17 protein-coding genes and 2 pseudogenes are annotated in these 16,064 nt (G+C 73.4%); 3 read left to right on the top strand and 16 right to left on the bottom strand.

Annotation, left to right across the window (positions count from 1 at the left end):
* Nucleotides 1-72: 72 nt before the first annotated feature.
* The 5 genes and pseudogenes from ACFY2A_RS13855 to ACFY2A_RS13835 all read right to left on the bottom strand — a co-directional run bounded on the left by ACFY2A_RS13855 (nucleotide 73) and on the right by ACFY2A_RS13835 (nucleotide 4,151).
* Nucleotides 73-276: a hypothetical protein gene (locus ACFY2A_RS13855; RefSeq protein ID WP_387171777.1), complete on the bottom strand. Its 204-nt coding sequence runs from the start codon at nucleotides 274-276 to the stop codon at nucleotides 73-75.
* A gap of 25 nt (nucleotides 277-301) precedes the next feature.
* Nucleotides 302-817: pseudogene (locus ACFY2A_RS13850) on the bottom strand (low temperature requirement protein A); the annotation flags it as partial.
* Nucleotides 699-1,160 (bottom strand): annotated as a pseudogene (locus ACFY2A_RS13845) (low temperature requirement protein A); the annotation flags it as partial. The pseudogenes ACFY2A_RS13850 and ACFY2A_RS13845, both read right to left, overlap by 119 nt.
* 126 nt (nucleotides 1,161-1,286) lie before the next feature.
* Complete coding sequence (locus ACFY2A_RS13840; RefSeq protein ID WP_387171521.1) at nucleotides 1,287-2,600, bottom strand: low temperature requirement protein A; 1,314 nt, start codon at nucleotides 2,598-2,600, stop codon at nucleotides 1,287-1,289.
* 93 nt (nucleotides 2,601-2,693) lie between these two features.
* Nucleotides 2,694-4,151 carry a PLP-dependent aminotransferase family protein gene (locus ACFY2A_RS13835; protein WP_363924417.1) on the bottom strand — a complete coding sequence of 486 codons (1,458 nt, stop codon included), beginning with the start codon at nucleotides 4,149-4,151 and terminating at the stop codon, nucleotides 2,694-2,696.
* A gap of 58 nt (nucleotides 4,152-4,209) precedes the next feature.
* On the opposite strand from ACFY2A_RS13835, the gene ACFY2A_RS13830 reads away from it, so the two are divergent.
* Nucleotides 4,210-4,863: a YitT family protein gene (locus tag ACFY2A_RS13830; protein ID WP_387171519.1), complete on the top strand. Its 654-nt coding sequence runs from the start codon at nucleotides 4,210-4,212 to the stop codon at nucleotides 4,861-4,863.
* A gap of 143 nt (nucleotides 4,864-5,006) precedes the next feature.
* Nucleotides 5,007-5,468: a hypothetical protein gene (locus tag ACFY2A_RS13825; RefSeq protein ID WP_363924419.1), complete on the top strand. Its 462-nt coding sequence runs from the start codon at nucleotides 5,007-5,009 to the stop codon at nucleotides 5,466-5,468.
* A gap of 104 nt (nucleotides 5,469-5,572) precedes the next feature.
* On the opposite strand, the gene hisF is transcribed toward ACFY2A_RS13825, so the two are convergent.
* From hisF to hisD, 9 genes are all read right to left on the bottom strand, one after another.
* Nucleotides 5,573-6,340, bottom strand: coding sequence for an imidazole glycerol phosphate synthase subunit HisF (hisF, locus tag ACFY2A_RS13820; protein ID WP_363924420.1), 768 nt, complete (start codon nucleotides 6,338-6,340; stop codon nucleotides 5,573-5,575).
* Nucleotides 6,341-6,407: 67 nt separating this feature from the next.
* Nucleotides 6,408-7,406: an NADP-dependent oxidoreductase gene (locus tag ACFY2A_RS13815; protein ID WP_363924421.1), complete on the bottom strand. Its 999-nt coding sequence runs from the start codon at nucleotides 7,404-7,406 to the stop codon at nucleotides 6,408-6,410.
* A 67-nt stretch (nucleotides 7,407-7,473) separates the two neighbouring features.
* Nucleotides 7,474-8,199 (bottom strand): bifunctional 1-(5-phosphoribosyl)-5-((5-phosphoribosylamino)methylideneamino)imidazole-4-carboxamide isomerase/phosphoribosylanthranilate isomerase PriA, encoded by a 726-nt coding sequence (gene priA / locus ACFY2A_RS13810; RefSeq protein WP_387171517.1) that lies wholly within the window; start codon nucleotides 8,197-8,199, stop codon nucleotides 7,474-7,476.
* Between the two features lie 22 nt (nucleotides 8,200-8,221).
* A complete protein-coding gene (locus ACFY2A_RS13805) occupies nucleotides 8,222-8,542 on the bottom strand; it encodes a hypothetical protein (RefSeq protein ID WP_363924423.1) in 321 nt (106 codons plus the stop codon).
* A gap of 30 nt (nucleotides 8,543-8,572) precedes the next feature.
* Nucleotides 8,573-9,205: an imidazole glycerol phosphate synthase subunit HisH gene (hisH, locus tag ACFY2A_RS13800; RefSeq protein ID WP_387171756.1), complete on the bottom strand. Its 633-nt coding sequence runs from the start codon at nucleotides 9,203-9,205 to the stop codon at nucleotides 8,573-8,575.
* A gap of 35 nt (nucleotides 9,206-9,240) precedes the next feature.
* Nucleotides 9,241-9,414: a hypothetical protein gene (locus tag ACFY2A_RS13795; RefSeq protein ID WP_204014001.1), complete on the bottom strand. Its 174-nt coding sequence runs from the start codon at nucleotides 9,412-9,414 to the stop codon at nucleotides 9,241-9,243.
* Nucleotides 9,415-9,448: 34 nt separating this feature from the next.
* Entirely contained in the window at nucleotides 9,449-10,060 is a 612-nt protein-coding gene (gene hisB, locus ACFY2A_RS13790; RefSeq protein WP_099844733.1) for an imidazoleglycerol-phosphate dehydratase HisB, read from the bottom strand.
* Nucleotides 10,057-11,178 (bottom strand): histidinol-phosphate transaminase, encoded by a 1,122-nt coding sequence (locus ACFY2A_RS13785; protein WP_387171514.1) that lies wholly within the window; start codon nucleotides 11,176-11,178, stop codon nucleotides 10,057-10,059. The genes hisB and ACFY2A_RS13785 overlap by 4 nt, the downstream gene beginning before the upstream one ends.
* Nucleotides 11,175-12,545: a histidinol dehydrogenase gene (gene hisD / locus ACFY2A_RS13780; protein ID WP_387171512.1), complete on the bottom strand. Its 1,371-nt coding sequence runs from the start codon at nucleotides 12,543-12,545 to the stop codon at nucleotides 11,175-11,177. The genes ACFY2A_RS13785 and hisD overlap by 4 nt, the downstream gene beginning before the upstream one ends.
* Nucleotides 12,546-12,652: 107 nt before the next feature.
* Between hisD and ACFY2A_RS13775 the strand changes: the two genes are divergently transcribed.
* Nucleotides 12,653-13,354, top strand: coding sequence for an LON peptidase substrate-binding domain-containing protein (locus tag ACFY2A_RS13775; protein ID WP_387171510.1), 702 nt, complete (start codon nucleotides 12,653-12,655; stop codon nucleotides 13,352-13,354).
* On the opposite strand, the gene ACFY2A_RS13770 is transcribed toward ACFY2A_RS13775, so the two are convergent.
* The gene (locus ACFY2A_RS13770; RefSeq protein ID WP_387171508.1) at nucleotides 13,266-14,321 is read right to left on the bottom strand and encodes a DUF2567 domain-containing protein; all 1,056 of its coding nucleotides are present in this window, start codon (nucleotides 14,319-14,321) and stop codon (nucleotides 13,266-13,268) included. The two genes, ACFY2A_RS13775 and ACFY2A_RS13770, sit on opposite strands and share 89 nt — an antisense overlap.
* Before the next feature lie 195 nt (nucleotides 14,322-14,516).
* Nucleotides 14,517-15,986: an AAA family ATPase gene (locus ACFY2A_RS13765; protein ID WP_387171506.1), complete on the bottom strand. Its 1,470-nt coding sequence runs from the start codon at nucleotides 15,984-15,986 to the stop codon at nucleotides 14,517-14,519.
* Between the last annotated feature and the right edge of the window lie 78 nt (nucleotides 15,987-16,064).

The raw sequence follows: 16,064 nt of genomic DNA, 5'->3' as shown, positions 1-16,064 counted from the left end.
CGGTCATCCCCCGGCCCCGTACCTGCGCCAGGTGCGGGGCCGGTGCCCGGTTCCCCGCGCCGCGGGTCGGTGTCACAGCCGGCGGCGGAACACGTTCGCCTCGTCCTCCAGGGCGACCTGCTCCTCCAGGGCCAGGCACCGCACCCGTCGGCGCACCGGGCCGTCCCGCCCGACCTGCACCAGCACCAGCACCAGCACCACGAAGACCGTGCCGACCAGGGTCAGGTCGGCCAGGCTCGGCAACGACAGCAGCGCCGGCGCCGAGACCGCCAGCACCTATCAGCGGCCGGCGGGCCAGGCGACGGAACATGCGCCACTGCATGGCGACCAACGCCAGCAGGTAGACCACCAACCCGCCGTAGAGCGAGAGCAGTTCCAACCCGTCGAAGGTGTCCTGGTTGGGCAGCACGGCGGGGTCGGCGAGGCGGGCGATCATGCGCTTGATCCCGAGGGCGAAGAAGATGATTCCGACGATCAACGGCAGGTGCAGGTAGGTGTACACGTCCCGGACCAGGGGGATCCGCTCCGGCCCCCGCACGCCGTGCAGGTGCTGCTCCATGGCGAGGGCGAGGGTGTCGAAGTAGAGCCACCACAGCGCGAAGATGATGCTGAGGGTGACACCCGCCGCGTAGATGGCCCACCAGCTGATCGGCCGGCCGGTGCGCTCCGCCGCACCCAGGCCAAGGGCGATCACCGACTCACCCAGCGCGACGAGCACGATCAGTCCGTGCCGCTCGGCCAGATGCCCGGCCGAGCGCACCTGCCACGTGGTGCGGATCAGCAGGAGGGCGACGGTGTACTCGAACGACAATGCCACCATCCACAGTCCGAGCCGCACAGCGCCACCTTTCACCGAAGAGCATGTCGGGCAGCACGGCGGCGATCAGGATGAGCACCGCGCCGCCCGTCGCCGGCAGGGTCAGCAGCACCGCCCGGCGGCGTGACGACACGGTCACGCTCGCCCAGAAGGCCACGATCTTGATGAGCCAGGTGAGCAGGTAGGCCGTGGCGAACACCAGCGGACCGACCAGACCACCCGGCTCGTCGTAGAACGCCACATCGGTGGTGAGGGCCAGCACGAAGATCGACGCCATGACGCCGAAGCCGACCGCAAGCATGATCCCCTGGTCGGCACGGACGAGATTGCCGAGTGCGGCGAAGCCGGTCCAGCACGATCAGAGCAACGCCAGCACGAGGAGTGTCTCGATCAGGGCCACCGCGGTCAGTTGCTCGGAGGTCAAGGTGGTGACGTTGGTCGAACCCTGGAAGTGGAGTCCGGCCGCCAGTCACAGGTGGCGCCCGCGCCAGGTGGTCTGCTCGGCCTCGGTGGCGAGCTGTTCCGCCAGCGCCACCTCACGCACCCGTCCACGCAGCCCCGCGTCCACAGTCGTCTGCACCACCACCGTGGCCAGCACGACCACCGTCAGCAACCCCAGCGCGGCCAGTTCCGGCAACCGGGCGGCGAGCGGTGACAGCGCCCCCAGCAGGGCGACACAGGCGAGCGTCGGCCACCGTGACAGCCGCAGCACCCGCCAGCCCAGCACCACCAGGGTGAGCAGGTACAGCGCCACCCCGCCGTACAGGACCAGCAGGTCGAACCCGGGCAGGCGGGCACCGCCGATCGGGGCGTCCGGCTCGGCGGTTTCGTCGAGCAGCCCCTTGAGGCCGAGGGCGAGCAGGACCGGGCCGGCGACCAACGGCAGGTGCAGATAGGTGTACGCGTCCCGGGCCAGCACCGCCCGGACCGACGGATCCCGGGCCCGGTGCAGCGCCTGCTCCAGGGCCAGTGCGAAGGTGTCGAAGTACGCCCACCACAACCCCGCCACCACCGCCACGCCGCACGTCGCCGCGATGATCACCGACCAGCTCAGCGGCAATTCGGCGGCGAATCCGGTACCGAGCCCCAGGGCGATGATCGTCTCGCCGAGCGCCACCAGCACGATCTGAGCGTGCCGCTCCGCCCAGTGACCGGCCGACATCACCGTCCAACCGCTGCCGCGCAGCGACAGCGCGGCGGTGTAGTCGACCGCGAGCGCGGCGAGCCACAGCGCCAGCCGCAGACCGATCTCCCCGGGCTCGCTGGCCAGCCGCTGCGGCACCAATGCGGCACCGAGGACCAACGCCCCGACGACCAGCCCACGACCCATCACCAGGACGAAACGGCGGCGAAGCTCGCGATCACCGCGGGCCAGCCAGCCGAAGACCGCCACCGGCACGGCGCGGACGATGAAGTAGCAGACGGCGAAGACCAGTGGGCCGGGCAGCCCGCCGAGGCTGCTGCGGAACGCCTGCGGCATGGCGAGGATGAACACGAACGCGGCAGCCATCGTGGTGAACGCGACGAACGGCAGGACACCCTGATCGGCCCGGACCACATTGCCGAGCGCGGCGAATCCGGCCCACGCCCACCAGAGCAGGGCCATCACGATCAGGCCCTGCGCCAGGCCGCGCGCGGTGGGGTTCGCCGCGGTGAGCGAGGTGACGTTGATGAAGGCGAAGACGAAGACCAGGTCGTAGAAGAGTTCCAGGCGGGTGGTTCGGGACCCCGGGGCACCCGGTCTCACCCCGCGTGACCATCGCACCCCGCTGACGCCCTCCATCCCGGCAGTCTGCCCGCCGTCGGCGGCCGGCCACTGCGGATCGGCGGGATCGGCCCGCCGGTACCGGTACCCCGCGCGGGCACCGGCACCGGCTCAGGCGATGACGCTCGGCTCCCGCCAGCGGGGTTGCCCCGCCCGATCCAGGTCGTAGCGGACCGCTGCGATCCGCCCGACCGCCTCGACCAGGTCGGCGGCGGGCAGGGTGAACGGCAGCCGCAGGAAGCGCTCCAGCGTCCCGTCGAGGCCGAAGCGCGGTCCGGGCGCCAGGCGTACGCCGACCTCCTCGGCGGCGCGCGCCAGGGCACTGGAGATCGGCCCGTCCAACTCGGCCCAGAGGGTCACCCCGCCGCGCGGCACGGTGACCCGCCACTCGGGCAACCGGGCGGCCAGCGCGCCGAGCAACGCGTCACGCTGCACGGCCAGTTGTGCCCGCCGGGCGGCCACGATGGCCGGCGCGACGTCCAGCAGGTGCACCGCGACCAACTGGTCCAGCACCGGGCTGGACATGTCCACACCCACCCGCGCCGCGGCCAGCCGCTGCACCTGCGGCGCCGAGCTGCGGATCCAGCCGATCCGCAGCCCACCCCAGAACGGCTTGCTCATGCCACCGACGCTTACCACTCGGGAGTGCCGGTCGAAGCTCGCCGTCGGCGGCGGCAGGTCGGTCCCGTCCAGCGGCAGATCCACGAACGACTCGTCGATCACGAGATCCGTGCCGACCGCGTGCGCGGTGGCCACCAGCCGTTCCCGCAGCTCGGCCGGCATCAGGTGCCCGGTCGGGTTCTGAAAGTCGGGGATCAGGTACCCGACCCGGGGTCGCACCTGTCGCAGCGTGCCCAACAGCAGGTCCGCGTCCCAACCGTCGGCATCGGCGGCCAGGCCGTACGTGGTGATCCGGGCCCGCCGGGCGGCGAGTGCCGCGAGCGCGTTGGGGTAGCTCGGCGACTCGACCAACACCCCGCCGCCTGGCGCGACCGCCAGCCGCAGGACCAGGTCCAGGGCGTGCTGCGTGCCGTTGGTGACCATGATCTGGTCGGGCGAGGTGGGCAGGCCCCGCTCGGTGTACCGCTGGGCGACCGCCTCCCGCAGCTCGATGATCCCGATCGGGTGGTACCCGGCACCGTTGAGGTAGCGGGGCAGGTCCTCAGCCGCCGCGCGGGCCGCCGGCAGCAGCTCGGGCGGGGCGGCCAACGCCGCCACCCCGAGGTCGAGCATGTCCCGGTCGTCCAGCGGGATCCAGAGTCCGTTGGGCGCCACCCGGTGCGTCCCCGGCAGCATCGTCCAGCTTCCGGCGCCCCGCCGGCTGGCCAGGTGCCCGCTGTCGCGCAGCTCGCGGTACGCGGCCGTGACGGTGGTACGGCTGATCCGCAGCGCCTCGGCCAGGTCCCGTTCGGCCGGCAGCCGCACGCCGAGGGGTAGCCGCCCGTCGGCGAGCAGACCGCGTACCGCCCCGGCCAGCGCGGCGTAGTCGGGGCTGCGTCGCCGGCCGGGCAGGGCGTGCCACTGCCCGAGCAGTCGGGCCAATTGGACCCCGCGCACCTGACTTACCATGGCCACTCTCCCAAGATTGGCACTATCGCGAGGCCAATTGGCACCTAGAGTGGCATGCGTGGCAATGATTGGCAACCTCCGGCACCGGCCGACCCGACGACTCACCCACCTGTTCGTGGGGCTCATCGTCTACGGCTTCAGCATGGCGCTGATGATCCGCTCCGGGCTCGGGCTGAACCCCTGGGACGTCTTCCACCAGGGACTGTCCCGGCTGACCGGGCTGAGCATGGGCACCGTGGTCATCGCGGTGGGCGCGCTGGTGCTGCTGGCCTGGATCCCGCTGCGCCAACGCCCCGGCCTCGGCACCGTCGCCAACGTGGTGGTGATCGGCCTGGCGGTCGACGCGAGCCTGGCCCTGCTGCCGCCCGGAGGGTCGCTCGCGCTGCGGATATTCCTGCTGGTCGCCGGGATCGTCGGCAACGGCGCGGCCACCGCGCTCTACCTCGGCGCCCGACTCGGCCCCGGCCCTCGGGACGGGCTGATGACCGGCCTGGTCGCCCGCCGTCCCGGCCGGTCGCTACGCCTGGTCCGCACCGTCATCGAAATCGGCGTGATTGCCGTGGGAGCGGTGCTCGGTGGCACGGTCGGCATCGGCACCATCGCGTACGCGCTGACCATCGGACCACTGGCCCAACTGTTCCTGCCCGTGTTCGACGTCGCCGAACCGAGCCCACCGGCACCGGAACGGATCGAGCCGGCACCAGCCATCTGACGATCACCCAACGCCACCGACATATACCGGATCGGGTCGGCCCCGTCCACCCACATCGACTGTCGGCAATCATGATGCCACTCACGGTCGCAGTGCGCCGCTCGGTGTTTTCCTGGAGCCGGGTCGCCCGGCAGAATCTCCGCATGGGGGACAACGCCTGGCGTCGTACCGACGCATGGATCTTCGTCTCGCTGGTGATCGCCAGCGGCGCCGGACGCCACCGACGGTCCACGACCACCCGCCGGCCCGAGGGAGTACGCCTCGCCGACGTGCTCTCCACGGCCGACCATCTCGACCACAGCATTCCCGAACGGCACGACATCGAGGAGGCGATCCGCCGGTTGCTCGGCGCCGGGCTGGTCGACGTCGCCGACGGCTGGTTCCGGCTCACTCCCGACGGCGAGCACCTGTGGCGCTCGCGGCCCAGCGCCGGCCTGGCCACCACCGTCGACACCGTGCAGGGCGTGCTCAGCCGCCGGCACGCACCCGGCACCGCGGACTGGCACCTCGACGAACAGGAGCACGCCGCCGCCGTGCAGGAGTACCTGGTGCGATCCATCCCGATGCCCCGGCGCTCCCCCGAAGGACACTCCGGCCGCGGCTGAGCGCCGCGCCGTCGTCGGCCGCGGCGGAGCGCTGGCGACGTCGTACCGCCCTGGCCGCGGCCAGGGCGCGATCCGCTGGCTGCGATCGCAGCGCCCCGCCGGCGTCAGCGCACCGGGTGACCGGCGCCGCGCAGCACGTCCTTGACCTCCGCCACGGTCAGCTCCCCGAAATGGAACACACTGGCCGCCAGCACTGCGTCGGCGCCGGCGCCGATCGCCGGAGGAAAGTGGGTCGCCTCACCCGCACCACCGCTGGCCACCACCGGAACGTCGACGACCCGGCGCACCGCGCCGATGAGCTCCAGATCGAAACCGGCCTTCGTGCCGTCGGCGTCCATCGAGTTGAGCAGGATCTCGCCCGCGCCCAGCTCGGCGCCGCGCCGTGCCCACTGCACGGCGTCCAGCCCGGTGCCGCGCCGGCCGCCGTGGGTGGTCACCTCGAAGCCGCTGGGGGTGGTGCCCGCCGACGCCCGCCGTACGTCGAGCGAGAGCACCAGCACCTGCCGACCGAACCGCTCCGCGATCTCCGCGAGCAGCTCCGGCCGGGCGATCGCCGCCGTGTTCACCCCGATCTTGTCGGCACCCGCGCGCAGCAGCGTGTCCACGTCCGCCACCGTCCGCACCCCGCCGCCGACGGTCAGCGGGATGAAGACCGACTCCGCCGTACGCCGGACCACGTCGAGCATCGTGCCCCGGTCGCTCGACGAGGCGGTGACGTCGAGGAAGGTCAACTCGTCGGCACCCGCGCGGTCGTACGCGGCAGCCAGCTCGACGGGGTCGCCCGCGTCCCGCAGGTCGAGGAAGTTGACGCCCTTGACCACCCGTCCCGCGTCCACGTCGAGACAGGGGATCACCCGTACCGCCACCGTCATGCGACGAGCCTATCGCCGCCCGTACGACGGCGGCCGGCCCGGCCGGGTCGACGGGGTGCGCCGCCGGTCACAGCCGCACCAGCATCTTGCCGAGGTTCTCGCCGCGCAGCAGGCCGAGGAAGGCCGCCGGGGCGTTCTCCAGGCCGTCGACGATCGTCTCGTCGTACGCCAGCGTGCCCTCGCGCAGCCACCCGGAGACCTCCTGGACGAACTGCTCCCGCAGGTGGCCGTGGTCGCTGACCAGGAAGCCGCGCAGGGTCAGCCGCTTGCCGATGACCTGGGCCAGGTTGCGCGGGGCAGCCGGCGCCTCGGTGTCGTTGTACTGCGCGATCATGCCGCAGATCGCCGCCCGACCGTGCAGGTTCATCGACGAGATGGCCGCCTCCAGGTGCTCGCCGCCGACGTTGTCGAAGTAGACGTCGACGCCGTCAGGGGCGGCGGCCCGCAGCAGGTCGCGTACCGGGCCGTCGTGGTAGTCGAACGCGGCGTCGAAGCCGAGCGCCCGCAGTCGCTCGACCTTGGCCGTCGACCCGGCGCTGCCGATCACCCGGCCGGCACCGCGGAGCCGGGCGATCTGGCCGACCATGCTGCCGACCGCGCCGGCCGCCCCGGAGACGAAGACCGTCTCGCCGGGACGCATCGCGGCCACCTCCAGCAGCCCGGCGTACGCGGTCAGCCCGGTCATCCCGAGCACACCGAGGTAGGCGGTCACCGGCGCCAGATCCGGATCGACCTTCCGGGCGGTCTTCGCCTCGACAAGCGCGTAGTCCCGCCAGCCGAGACCGTGCAGCACGGTGTCGCCCGGGGCGAACCCGTCGGCCTCGCCGCCGACCACCTCGCCGACCGCCCCGCCGTCCAGCGGTGCGTCCAGGGCGAACGGCGGCACGTAGGACCGCACGTCGTTCATCCGGCCGCGCATGTACGGGTCCACCGACATGTACCGGTTGCGCACGAGCAACTGCCCCGGGCCGGGCGTGGGGACCTCGGCGGTGACGAGTCGGAAATTGTCATCGGTGGGCCAGCCCTGCGGGCGCGAGGCCAGCTGGATCTCACGGTTGGTGGGCACGGGGAGTGTCCTTCCTCTGCCGTCGGGGCGATGGCACGGCCGGGCCGGGGTCCGACCCCGGCCGGGATCACGGGTTGGCCAGGACCGCCAGGGCCTGAGCCACGGTGAACGCCTCCGCGTAGAGCGCCTTGCCGGCGATGACCCCTTCCACACCGACCGACTCCAGGGTGGCCAGCGCCCGCAGGTCGTTCAGGGTGGAGACGCCGCCGGAGGCGATCACCGGGGCGTCGGTGCGGGCGCACACCTCGCGCAGCAGGTCCAGGTTCGGCCCCCGCATGGTGCCGTCCTTGGTGATGTCGGTGACCACGTAACGGGAGGCACCGGCCTTGTCGAGCCGCTCCAGCACCTCGTACAGGTCGCCGCCGTCCCGGGTCCAGCCCCGGGCCGCCAGGGTCCGACCGCGCACGTCCAGCCCGATCGCGACCCGGTCGCCGTACTCCGCGCAGACCCGGTCGCACCACTGCGGATCCTCCAGCGCGGCGGTGCCGATGTTCACCCGCTCGGCACCGGTGGCCAGCGCGGCACGCAGCGAGGCGTCGTCCCGGATGCCGCCGGACAACTCCACTCGTACGTCGAGGCGGCGCACCACCTCGGCGAGCAGTTCGGCGTTGGTGCCCCGGCCGAACGCGGCATCGAGATCTACCAGGTGGATCCACTCGGCACCGTCGCGCTGCCACGCCAGCGCAGCCTCCAGTGGGTCGCCGTAGGTGGTCTCGCTGCCCGCGGCGCCCTGCACGAGCCGGACGGCCTGGCCGTCGGCGACGTCCACGGCGGGCAACAGGGTGAGGCTCATGTGTCTTGTCCCTCTCGCATGGTCAACGGCGGTCCAGGGCGATCACCACGATCACCGGCAGGACGAGCAGCAGCAGCAGGATCAACCCGACCCGCAGTGCCAGGTCGGGCACGAGCACCCAGATGAGGGTGATCGCGGCCAGGGTGAGCGCCACGATGGCGGCCCGCTCGCCCCGGGAGTATCGCGGCAACCGGCCCGTGCGACCCCGACGCACCGTCGGCACCACCCGGCGGACCAACGCCCGACGGCGGGCCCGACGGGCGGTGGCCCGCTCGCGCAGCACCCGCTGGCGGGCCGCCTCCGCCTCGCGGGCCGCCCGGCGCTGGGCCCGTTCCTTGCTCACCGTGCCTCCCTGCGGGCGTCACCCACCGGCTCAGCCACCGGCGGGCACGGTGGCCAGCCAGTTGCGCAGCAACGCGGCACCGGTGTCGGCGGACTTCTCGGGGTGGAACTGGACGGCCGACAGCGCGCCCCGTTCCACCGCCGCGACGAAGTCACAGTCATGGTGGGCCGTGGTGACCCGGGCCCCGGACGCCGTTAACGCGGCGGGGTCGCCGACGGCGTACGAGTGGACGAAGTAGAACCGGCTGTCGGCGGGCAGGCCGGCGAAGAGCACCGAGCCGACCGGCGCCTGCACGGTGTTCCAACCCATGTGCGGCAGCCGGACGGCGGCGAGCCGGCTGACCGTGCCCGGCAGCAGACCCAGTCCCTTGGTCACCACCCCGTGCTCGTCACCGGACTCGAAGAGGATCTGCATGCCGACACAGATGCCCAGCACCGGGCGGCCGGCGGCGACCCGCCCGGCGATCACCGACCCGGCACCTATCGCCTCGATGCCGGCCACGCAGGCGGCGAAGGCACCCACTCCGGGAACCACCAGCCCGTCGGCGTCGGCCGCGGCGGCCAGATCACCGGTGACCACCACGTCGGCTCCGGCTGCGGCCAGCGCACGCTCGGCGGAGCGCAGGTTACCCGAGCCGTAGTCGAGCACCACGATCCGACGCAGCCCACGCGGGGCCGCCCCGCCGTCGGGCCGGCCGGTCATGACCCGTCCCCCGGCAGCAGCCAGAGCACCCCGGCGACGGTGGCCAGCACGGCCAGCAGCGCGGTGACGACCACCGCACCGCGAGGTGCCCCCTGCCGGTGCAGGGACAACGCCCCGCCGACCAGCACGCCGGCCAGGATCAGCAGCAACGTGGGCAGGATGCCGCTCACCGGCGACACCTCCGCCGCGCCGTACCCGAGCCCGTCACAACGCCCCCTTGGTGCTGGGAATCGCCCCGCCCGCCGTCGGGTCCACCGCGGTGGCCTCCCGCAGCGCCCGGGACACCGCCTTGAACTGTGCCTCGACCACGTGGTGGGCGTCCGGATGCCCGCCGGGCCGGGCCGCCCGCAACACGTCCACGTGCAGCGTGATCCGGGCCGCCTGACCGAAGGACTCCCAGATGTGCCGGGTCATGCTGGTCGGATACACCGGGCCGATGTACGGCGCCAGGGGCGGCTCGTCGTGGACCACGTACGGCCGGCCGGAGAGGTCGACGGCCGCCCGGACCAGCACCTCGTCCATCGGCACGGTGGCCGAACCGTACCGGCGGATGCCCGCCTTGTCGCCGAGCGCCTGGTCGAACGCGGCACCGAGGGCCAGCGCGGTGTCCTCCATCGTGTGGTGTGCGTCGATCTCCAGGTCGCCCACGGTGCGTACGGTCAGGTCGAAGCCACCGTGCCGGGCGATCTGGTGCAGCATGTGGTCGTAGAAACCGACCCCGGTGCTGATCTCGGCCACTCCGGTGCCGTCGAGGTCGACCTCGACCAGGACCTTGGTCTCCTTGGTGATCCGCTCCACCCGGGCGGTCCGGCTCATGATGTGCCTTTCGTCGGTCGCGGCTGCGGGGCGATGGAACCCTCGCGCTGAGTACTGTCCACGGCGGCGAGGAAGGCGTCGGTCTCGGCCCGGGTGCCGGCGGTGACCCGCAGCCAGCCGGGCAGGCCCACGTCACGCACCAGCACGCCGTGCGTTAGCAGCGCCCGCCAGGCCACCGACTGGTCGCCGCCCACCTCGTACAACACGAAATTGGCGTCGCTGTCGGCCACCCGCAGGCCACGACGGCGCAGTTCGGCGACGATGCGGTCACGCTGCTCGGCGATCTCGGCGACCGTACCGAGCAGGGCGTCGCAGTGGGCCAACGCGGCCCGCGCGGCGGCCTGGGTGAGCGCGGAGAGGTGGTACGGCAGCCGGACCAGCTGCACCGCCGCCACCACGGCCGGATCGGCGGCCAGGTAACCCAGTCGGCCACCGGCGAACCCGAACGCCTTGCTCATCGTCCGGGTGATCACCAGCCGTGGGTGCCCGGGCAGCACCGTCAGGGCGCTGACCGTACGCGGCCGGGCGAACTCCGCGTAGGCCTCGTCGACCACCACCATCCCCGGGGCGACGTCGAGCACCGCGCCGAGCACCGCCGGGTCGAGCGCGGTGCCGGTGGGATTGTTCGGCGAGCAGAGGAAGACCACGTCCGGCTGGTGCTCGCGGACCTGCGCGACCGCCTCGTCGGCGGTCAGCGCGAAGTCGGCCCCCCGGCGGGCCGGCACCCACCGGGTGCCCGTGCCGAGCGCCAGCAGCGGATGCATCGAGTACGCCGGGGTGAACCCGAGCGCGCTGCGTCCCGGCCCGCCGAACGCCTGGAGCAGCTGCTGCTGGATCTCGTTGGAACCGTTGGCCGCCCACACCCCGTCTGCCGTGAGCCCATGGCCGAGGTACCCGGCCAGGTCGGCCCGCAACGCCAGCGCGTCCCGGTCGGGGTAGCGGTTGAGGTCGCGCAGTTCCGCCGCGAGGGCCTTGCCGATCGCCTCGGCCACCGCCTCCGGCAGCGGGTGGGAGTTCTCGTTGGTGTTCAACCGCACCGGCACGTCCAGCTGCGGCGCACCGTACGGCGACAGCCCCCGCAGATCGTCACGGATCGGCAGGTCGTCCAGACCGGTCATGCGGTAGCCCCGGTCTGCGACTGCGGGACCGGCTCGCTGCCCGGGTGCCCGGCGGCAGCGGGGAACCGGGCGGTGACCGCCTGGCCGTGCGCCGGCAGGTCCTCCACGTTCGCCAGGGTCACCACGTGCCCGGCGACCTCCCGCAGCGCCTCCTCGGTGTACTCCACCACGTGCACGCCGCGCAGGAACGACTGCACCGACAGCCCGGACGAGTGCCGGGCGCAACCTCCGGTGGGCAGCACGTGGTTGGAGCCGGCGCAGTAGTCGCCAAGCGACACCGGCGAGTACGCGCCCACGAAGACCGCCCCGGCGTTGCGTACCCGCATCGCCCACTGACGGGCGTCGGCGGTCTGGATCTCCAGGTGCTCCGCCGCGTACGCGTCGACCACCCGCAGCCCCGCCGCCAGGTCGTCGACAAGCACCACGCCGCTCTGCTCGCCGCCCAACGCGGTGCCGACCCGCTCGGCGTGCTTGGTGGCTGGTACCAGTCGGGCCAGCTCCCGGTCCACCGCATCGGCCAGCGTGACCGACGGGGTGACCAGCACACTGGCCGCGAGGGGGTCGTGCTCGGCCTGGCTGATCAGGTCGGCGGCGACGTGCAGCGGGTCGGCGGTGTCGTCGGCCAGGATCGCGATCTCGGTCGGGCCGGCCTCCGCGTCGATGCCGACCACCCCGCGCAGCAGCCGCTTCGCGGCGGTGACCCAGATGTTCCCCGGGCCGGTGATCATGTCGACCGGTGCGCAGTGCGCGCTGCCGGTGGCGTCTACGGCACAGCCGTACGCCAGCATCGCCACGGCCTGGGCGCCGCCGACGGCGTACACCTCGTCGACGCCGAGCAGCGCGCAGGCGGCGAGCACCCGCGGATCGGGCAGGCCGCCGTTGTCCTTCTGCGGCGGGCTGGCCACCACCAGCGACCGGACGCCGGCCGCCTGGGCGGGCACCACGTTCATCACCACGGTCGACGGGTACATCGCCAGCCCACCGGGAACGTAGAGGCCGACCCGGTCGACCGGGATCCACCGCTCGGTGACCGTGCCGCCCGGCACGACCTGGGTGGTGTGGTCGACCCGTCGCTGATCGGCGTGCACCCGCCGAGCTCGGGCGATGGACTCCAGCAGCGCCGCACGGACCTGGCCGTCCAGCGTGCCCTCCGCCGCCGCGATGGCCTCCGTCGGCACCCGCAGCACCTCGGGAGCGATCCCGTCGAACCGCTCGCTGGCCTCGCGGACCGCCGGATACCCATGCTCGCGCACCGCCGCGACGATCGGGCGGATGCGCTCGACCGCCACCGAGACGTCGAGCTGGGCGCGAGGCAGCAGGTGGCGCGGGTCACGCGCGCCACCGCGGAGGTCGATCCGGTTCAACACGCCTGCGAGTCTAGGCGGCCGTCCGCCGGGCCGACCGGCGCCGCCCGCTGTCCGGGATGGTGAGCCGGGACACGCCGCCGCCCGGCGATCGGGCTACGCTTGATCACGTGACCGCACGGCTACCGGTGTTCCCGCTCGCCACGGTGCTCTTCCCGGGGCTGGTACTGCCGCTGCACATCTTCGAGGAGCGTTACCGCGCGCTGGTCCGACACCTCGTCGCGCTGCCCGATGGCGCACCACGCGAGTTCGGGGTGGTCGCCATCCGCAGTGGCTGGGAGGTCGCCGCCGGTGTCGGTCAGGACATGTCCGGCACCGGCGAGGTCACCCTGCACGAGGTGGGCTGCACCGCCGAGCTGCGGCAGGTCACCGAGTTGGAGGACGGCGGCTTCGACATCGTCACCGTGGGGCGACGACGCTTCCGGTTGGGCGACGTCGACCGGAACTCCGCGCCGTACCTGACCGCCGAGGTGCAGTGGTTGCCCGAGCCGGACGGTCCGGACGAGACCGCCGACCTGCTGGCGGCCCGGGTGATCGCCGTCTTCCGGCAGTACCTGGGCCTGATCCAGGCCGAGGCCGGTCAGCTCACCGAGCAGCTGCCCGAGGACCCGACGGTGCTGTCCCACCTGGTCGCGGCGACCGCGGCGTTGACGGTGACCGACCGCCAGCGACTACTCGCCATCGACGGCACGGCGGCCCGACTGCGTGCCGAGCTGCACCTGCTCAACCGCGAGGCGGCGCTGCTGCGCCAGGTGCGGGCGGTTCCGGTGCCGCTGGCGGAGCTGGCGTCGCCCCCGCCGGCCCCGAACTGACCTCACCCGCAGGCTCCGCCCTGACCTCGCCCGTCGGCCCGGGACCTGCCTCGCCCGCCGCCCCTGCGGGCAGCGGCGGATGCGCGGCGAGCCAGGCCACGTCCGGCTCCGGCTCGGGCCGCAGCGACGGCCACCGCGACCAGCCGGCGAGCAGGGTGTACGTCACCGCGGCGGCGAACGCCGGCAGCAGCAGGTTGCCGTAGGGCACCGGCAACACCCCGAGGAACAGCTCGATCCCGCCGGCCCGCAGATCGGCGGGCTTGCTGAAGCGCGTGCCGTCGGGAGCGGTGTCCAGCAGCCGCTGATAGCCGGTCAGGCCGACCCGACGCCCCACCTGCCAGGCGACCAACCCGGCGGCGAGCCCACCGGCCGCTGCGACGACCAGCCCCACCGGTCCCCGGTGGCGACGCAGCAGGAACCACACGGCGAGCGCGGTGAGCACCCCGAACGCCAGCCCGAGCAGGCTGAACCACCCGTCCGCGGCGATCGGCTGTTCCGGCTGCGCCAGGCCGTACACCGCGCCGTCGCCGCTCTTGATGACCGGCGTGGCCGGCGCGACCGCCGCCCAGAGCCACCCCAGAGGTGCCCCCAGCAGGCCCAGGACCAGCACCGTCGCCACCCCGAACGCGGCCACTCGGCCACGCCCACCCGGCCGCCCGGCGGTCGGATCGACGGCGGCCCCCGCGGCCGGGTCGCGGCTCGACTCAGTGGCCTCAGCAGCCGGCTCGGCGCCCTTGCCACCCGGCTCGGTGGCCCCAGCGGCCGGCTCGGCGACCTTGGTATCCGGCGCGGTGGCCTCAGCGGCCGCCTCGGTCGGCTCGGTGACCTTGGCACCCTGCTGGCTATCCGACACGGCGGCGTCCGTCGCCGGCTGGCTGGTCGATCTGGTCGTCGGCTCGGTCGGCGACGGTGGGAGGGCAGCCGACGGCCGTGCGGGCGGTTCGGCGGCGGGGGTGGTCGGGCTCACCCGATGATCCTCGCAGCTACCCTCGTCGGTCGTACACCGTGTCGCGACAGCAGGTGCCGCGAGCCGTCCGACATGCGCCGATCACGCTGCGTCACCCCACCGAGGGCAATGCCGCCCGGCCGACAGTCAGTGGGCGGTCGGTTCGTGGCACGACTCCGGCCGACGTTCCGCACCGGCCGGTAGCCCGGATGCCGGTCAGCGGCCGAACGGCTCCAGCATCGCTGCGGCCGCCCGCAGCCAGGCCTGCCGGGTCTCGCCCTGGAGCTGGTGGTACTCGATCGACGAGCCGGTCTCCAGCGCCGGGTCGTACGGCACCACGGTCACCGCGCGGGTCCGGGTGGCGAAGTGCTTCTCCAGGTCGCCCTGCAACGGCAACCGGCCCGGGGTGGGGCAGGAGATCAGCGTGACGGCGTTGTCGGCCAGCTCACCCATCCCCTCCTCGTGCAGCAGGTCGAGCATCCAGTCCGCGCTGAACGCGGCGTCCTCGCGGGGCACCGTGGTGACCACCAACTGGTCGGCGGCCTGCATGACGGTGCGCCAGTTCGGGCTCTCCACGTTGTTGCCGGTGTCCACACAGATCACGTCGTGGGTGCGGCGCAGCAGCTCCAGCACCCGCTTGACGGTGAACTGGTCCAGTCGTTGGGCGAACCGGGGGCTCTCCTCGCCGGCGAGCACGTCGTACGACCCGTCGGAGGCGTGCCGCAGGTAGTCGTCCAGGATCTCCAACAGCTCGGCGCCCTCCCGGATCTCGATCTGGACGAGATCGGCGACCAGGTGCCGGATGGTGCGGGCATGCCGGGCGCTGCCGGCGCGCAGCCCGAGGGTGCCGCGTAGCTCGTTGTCGTCCCAGGCCAGCACGCCACGGCCGCGTACGCTGCCGACGGTCGCCGCGGCCAGTACGGTGGCCGTGGTCTTGTGCACCCCGCCCTTCGGGTTGGCGAAGGCGATCACCCGGGGTGTGCCCAGGTCGCGCCGGAGTACGGCGGCGGCCCGTTCGAGGTCGCTGCCAGCGCTCTGCGCACGCCACTCGATGGGGCCGGGGCGGCCGGTCACCGTGGCCGGTGGCAGCACACCCGGTGGCGGGGCGGGCGGTGCCACCGCCGGCAACGGCGCCGCCGCCGGTACCGGACCCGGTGGCGCCACGGCAGGCGGCGCCACCGCCGCCGAGGGCGGCTGGTATCCGCCGTTGTCCAGCAGGGCGTACCGGGACTCCACCGGCGGCGCGGCGTGCCGGTAGCCGTTGTCCAGCAGGGTGTACCGGGACTCCACCGGCTCCGGTCGGCGCGGCTCGGGCACCGCCGGGTACGGCGGCTGCGCCGGCTCTCCCCGGTACGGCTGGGCCGGGTGCGCCGGGTCGACCCGGTAGGCAGGTTCGGCGCGGTAGGCAGGTTCGGCGCGGTAGGCAGGTTCGGCGCGGTAGGCCGGCTCCTCGCCGTACGACCGGTCCGCCGGCTGCCCGACGGCCGGCACCCGCCCCGCGTAGCCGGTGCCGGGCCCCCGCCGCGGCAACGGCTCAGGCGACGGTGCCGGCGGTGGTTCCTCGGCCCGCCGCTCGGTGGCGGCCGGCTCTGCGCTGCGTCCGCCGAGGCGGGCTCGGTCGAGCAACGCCCGCCACCGCGGTGCCGGTTCGGCGGGCCGTCCCCAACCGGTCTCGCTGCCCTCCACGGATCGCCTCCCCAGCGCTTCGGTCTCCGTCTGACAGGCTACGAACGAAACCCTTCTAGGGCCACACCGGGCGACACC

Origin of the sequence: Micromonospora sp. NPDC000442, assembly GCF_042898635.1 — a bacterium.
Lineage (GTDB): Bacteria > Actinomycetota > Actinomycetes > Mycobacteriales > Micromonosporaceae > Micromonospora.
The sequence above is the reverse complement of the archived record's forward strand: the minus strand, read 5'-3'. Positions and strand labels throughout refer to the sequence as shown.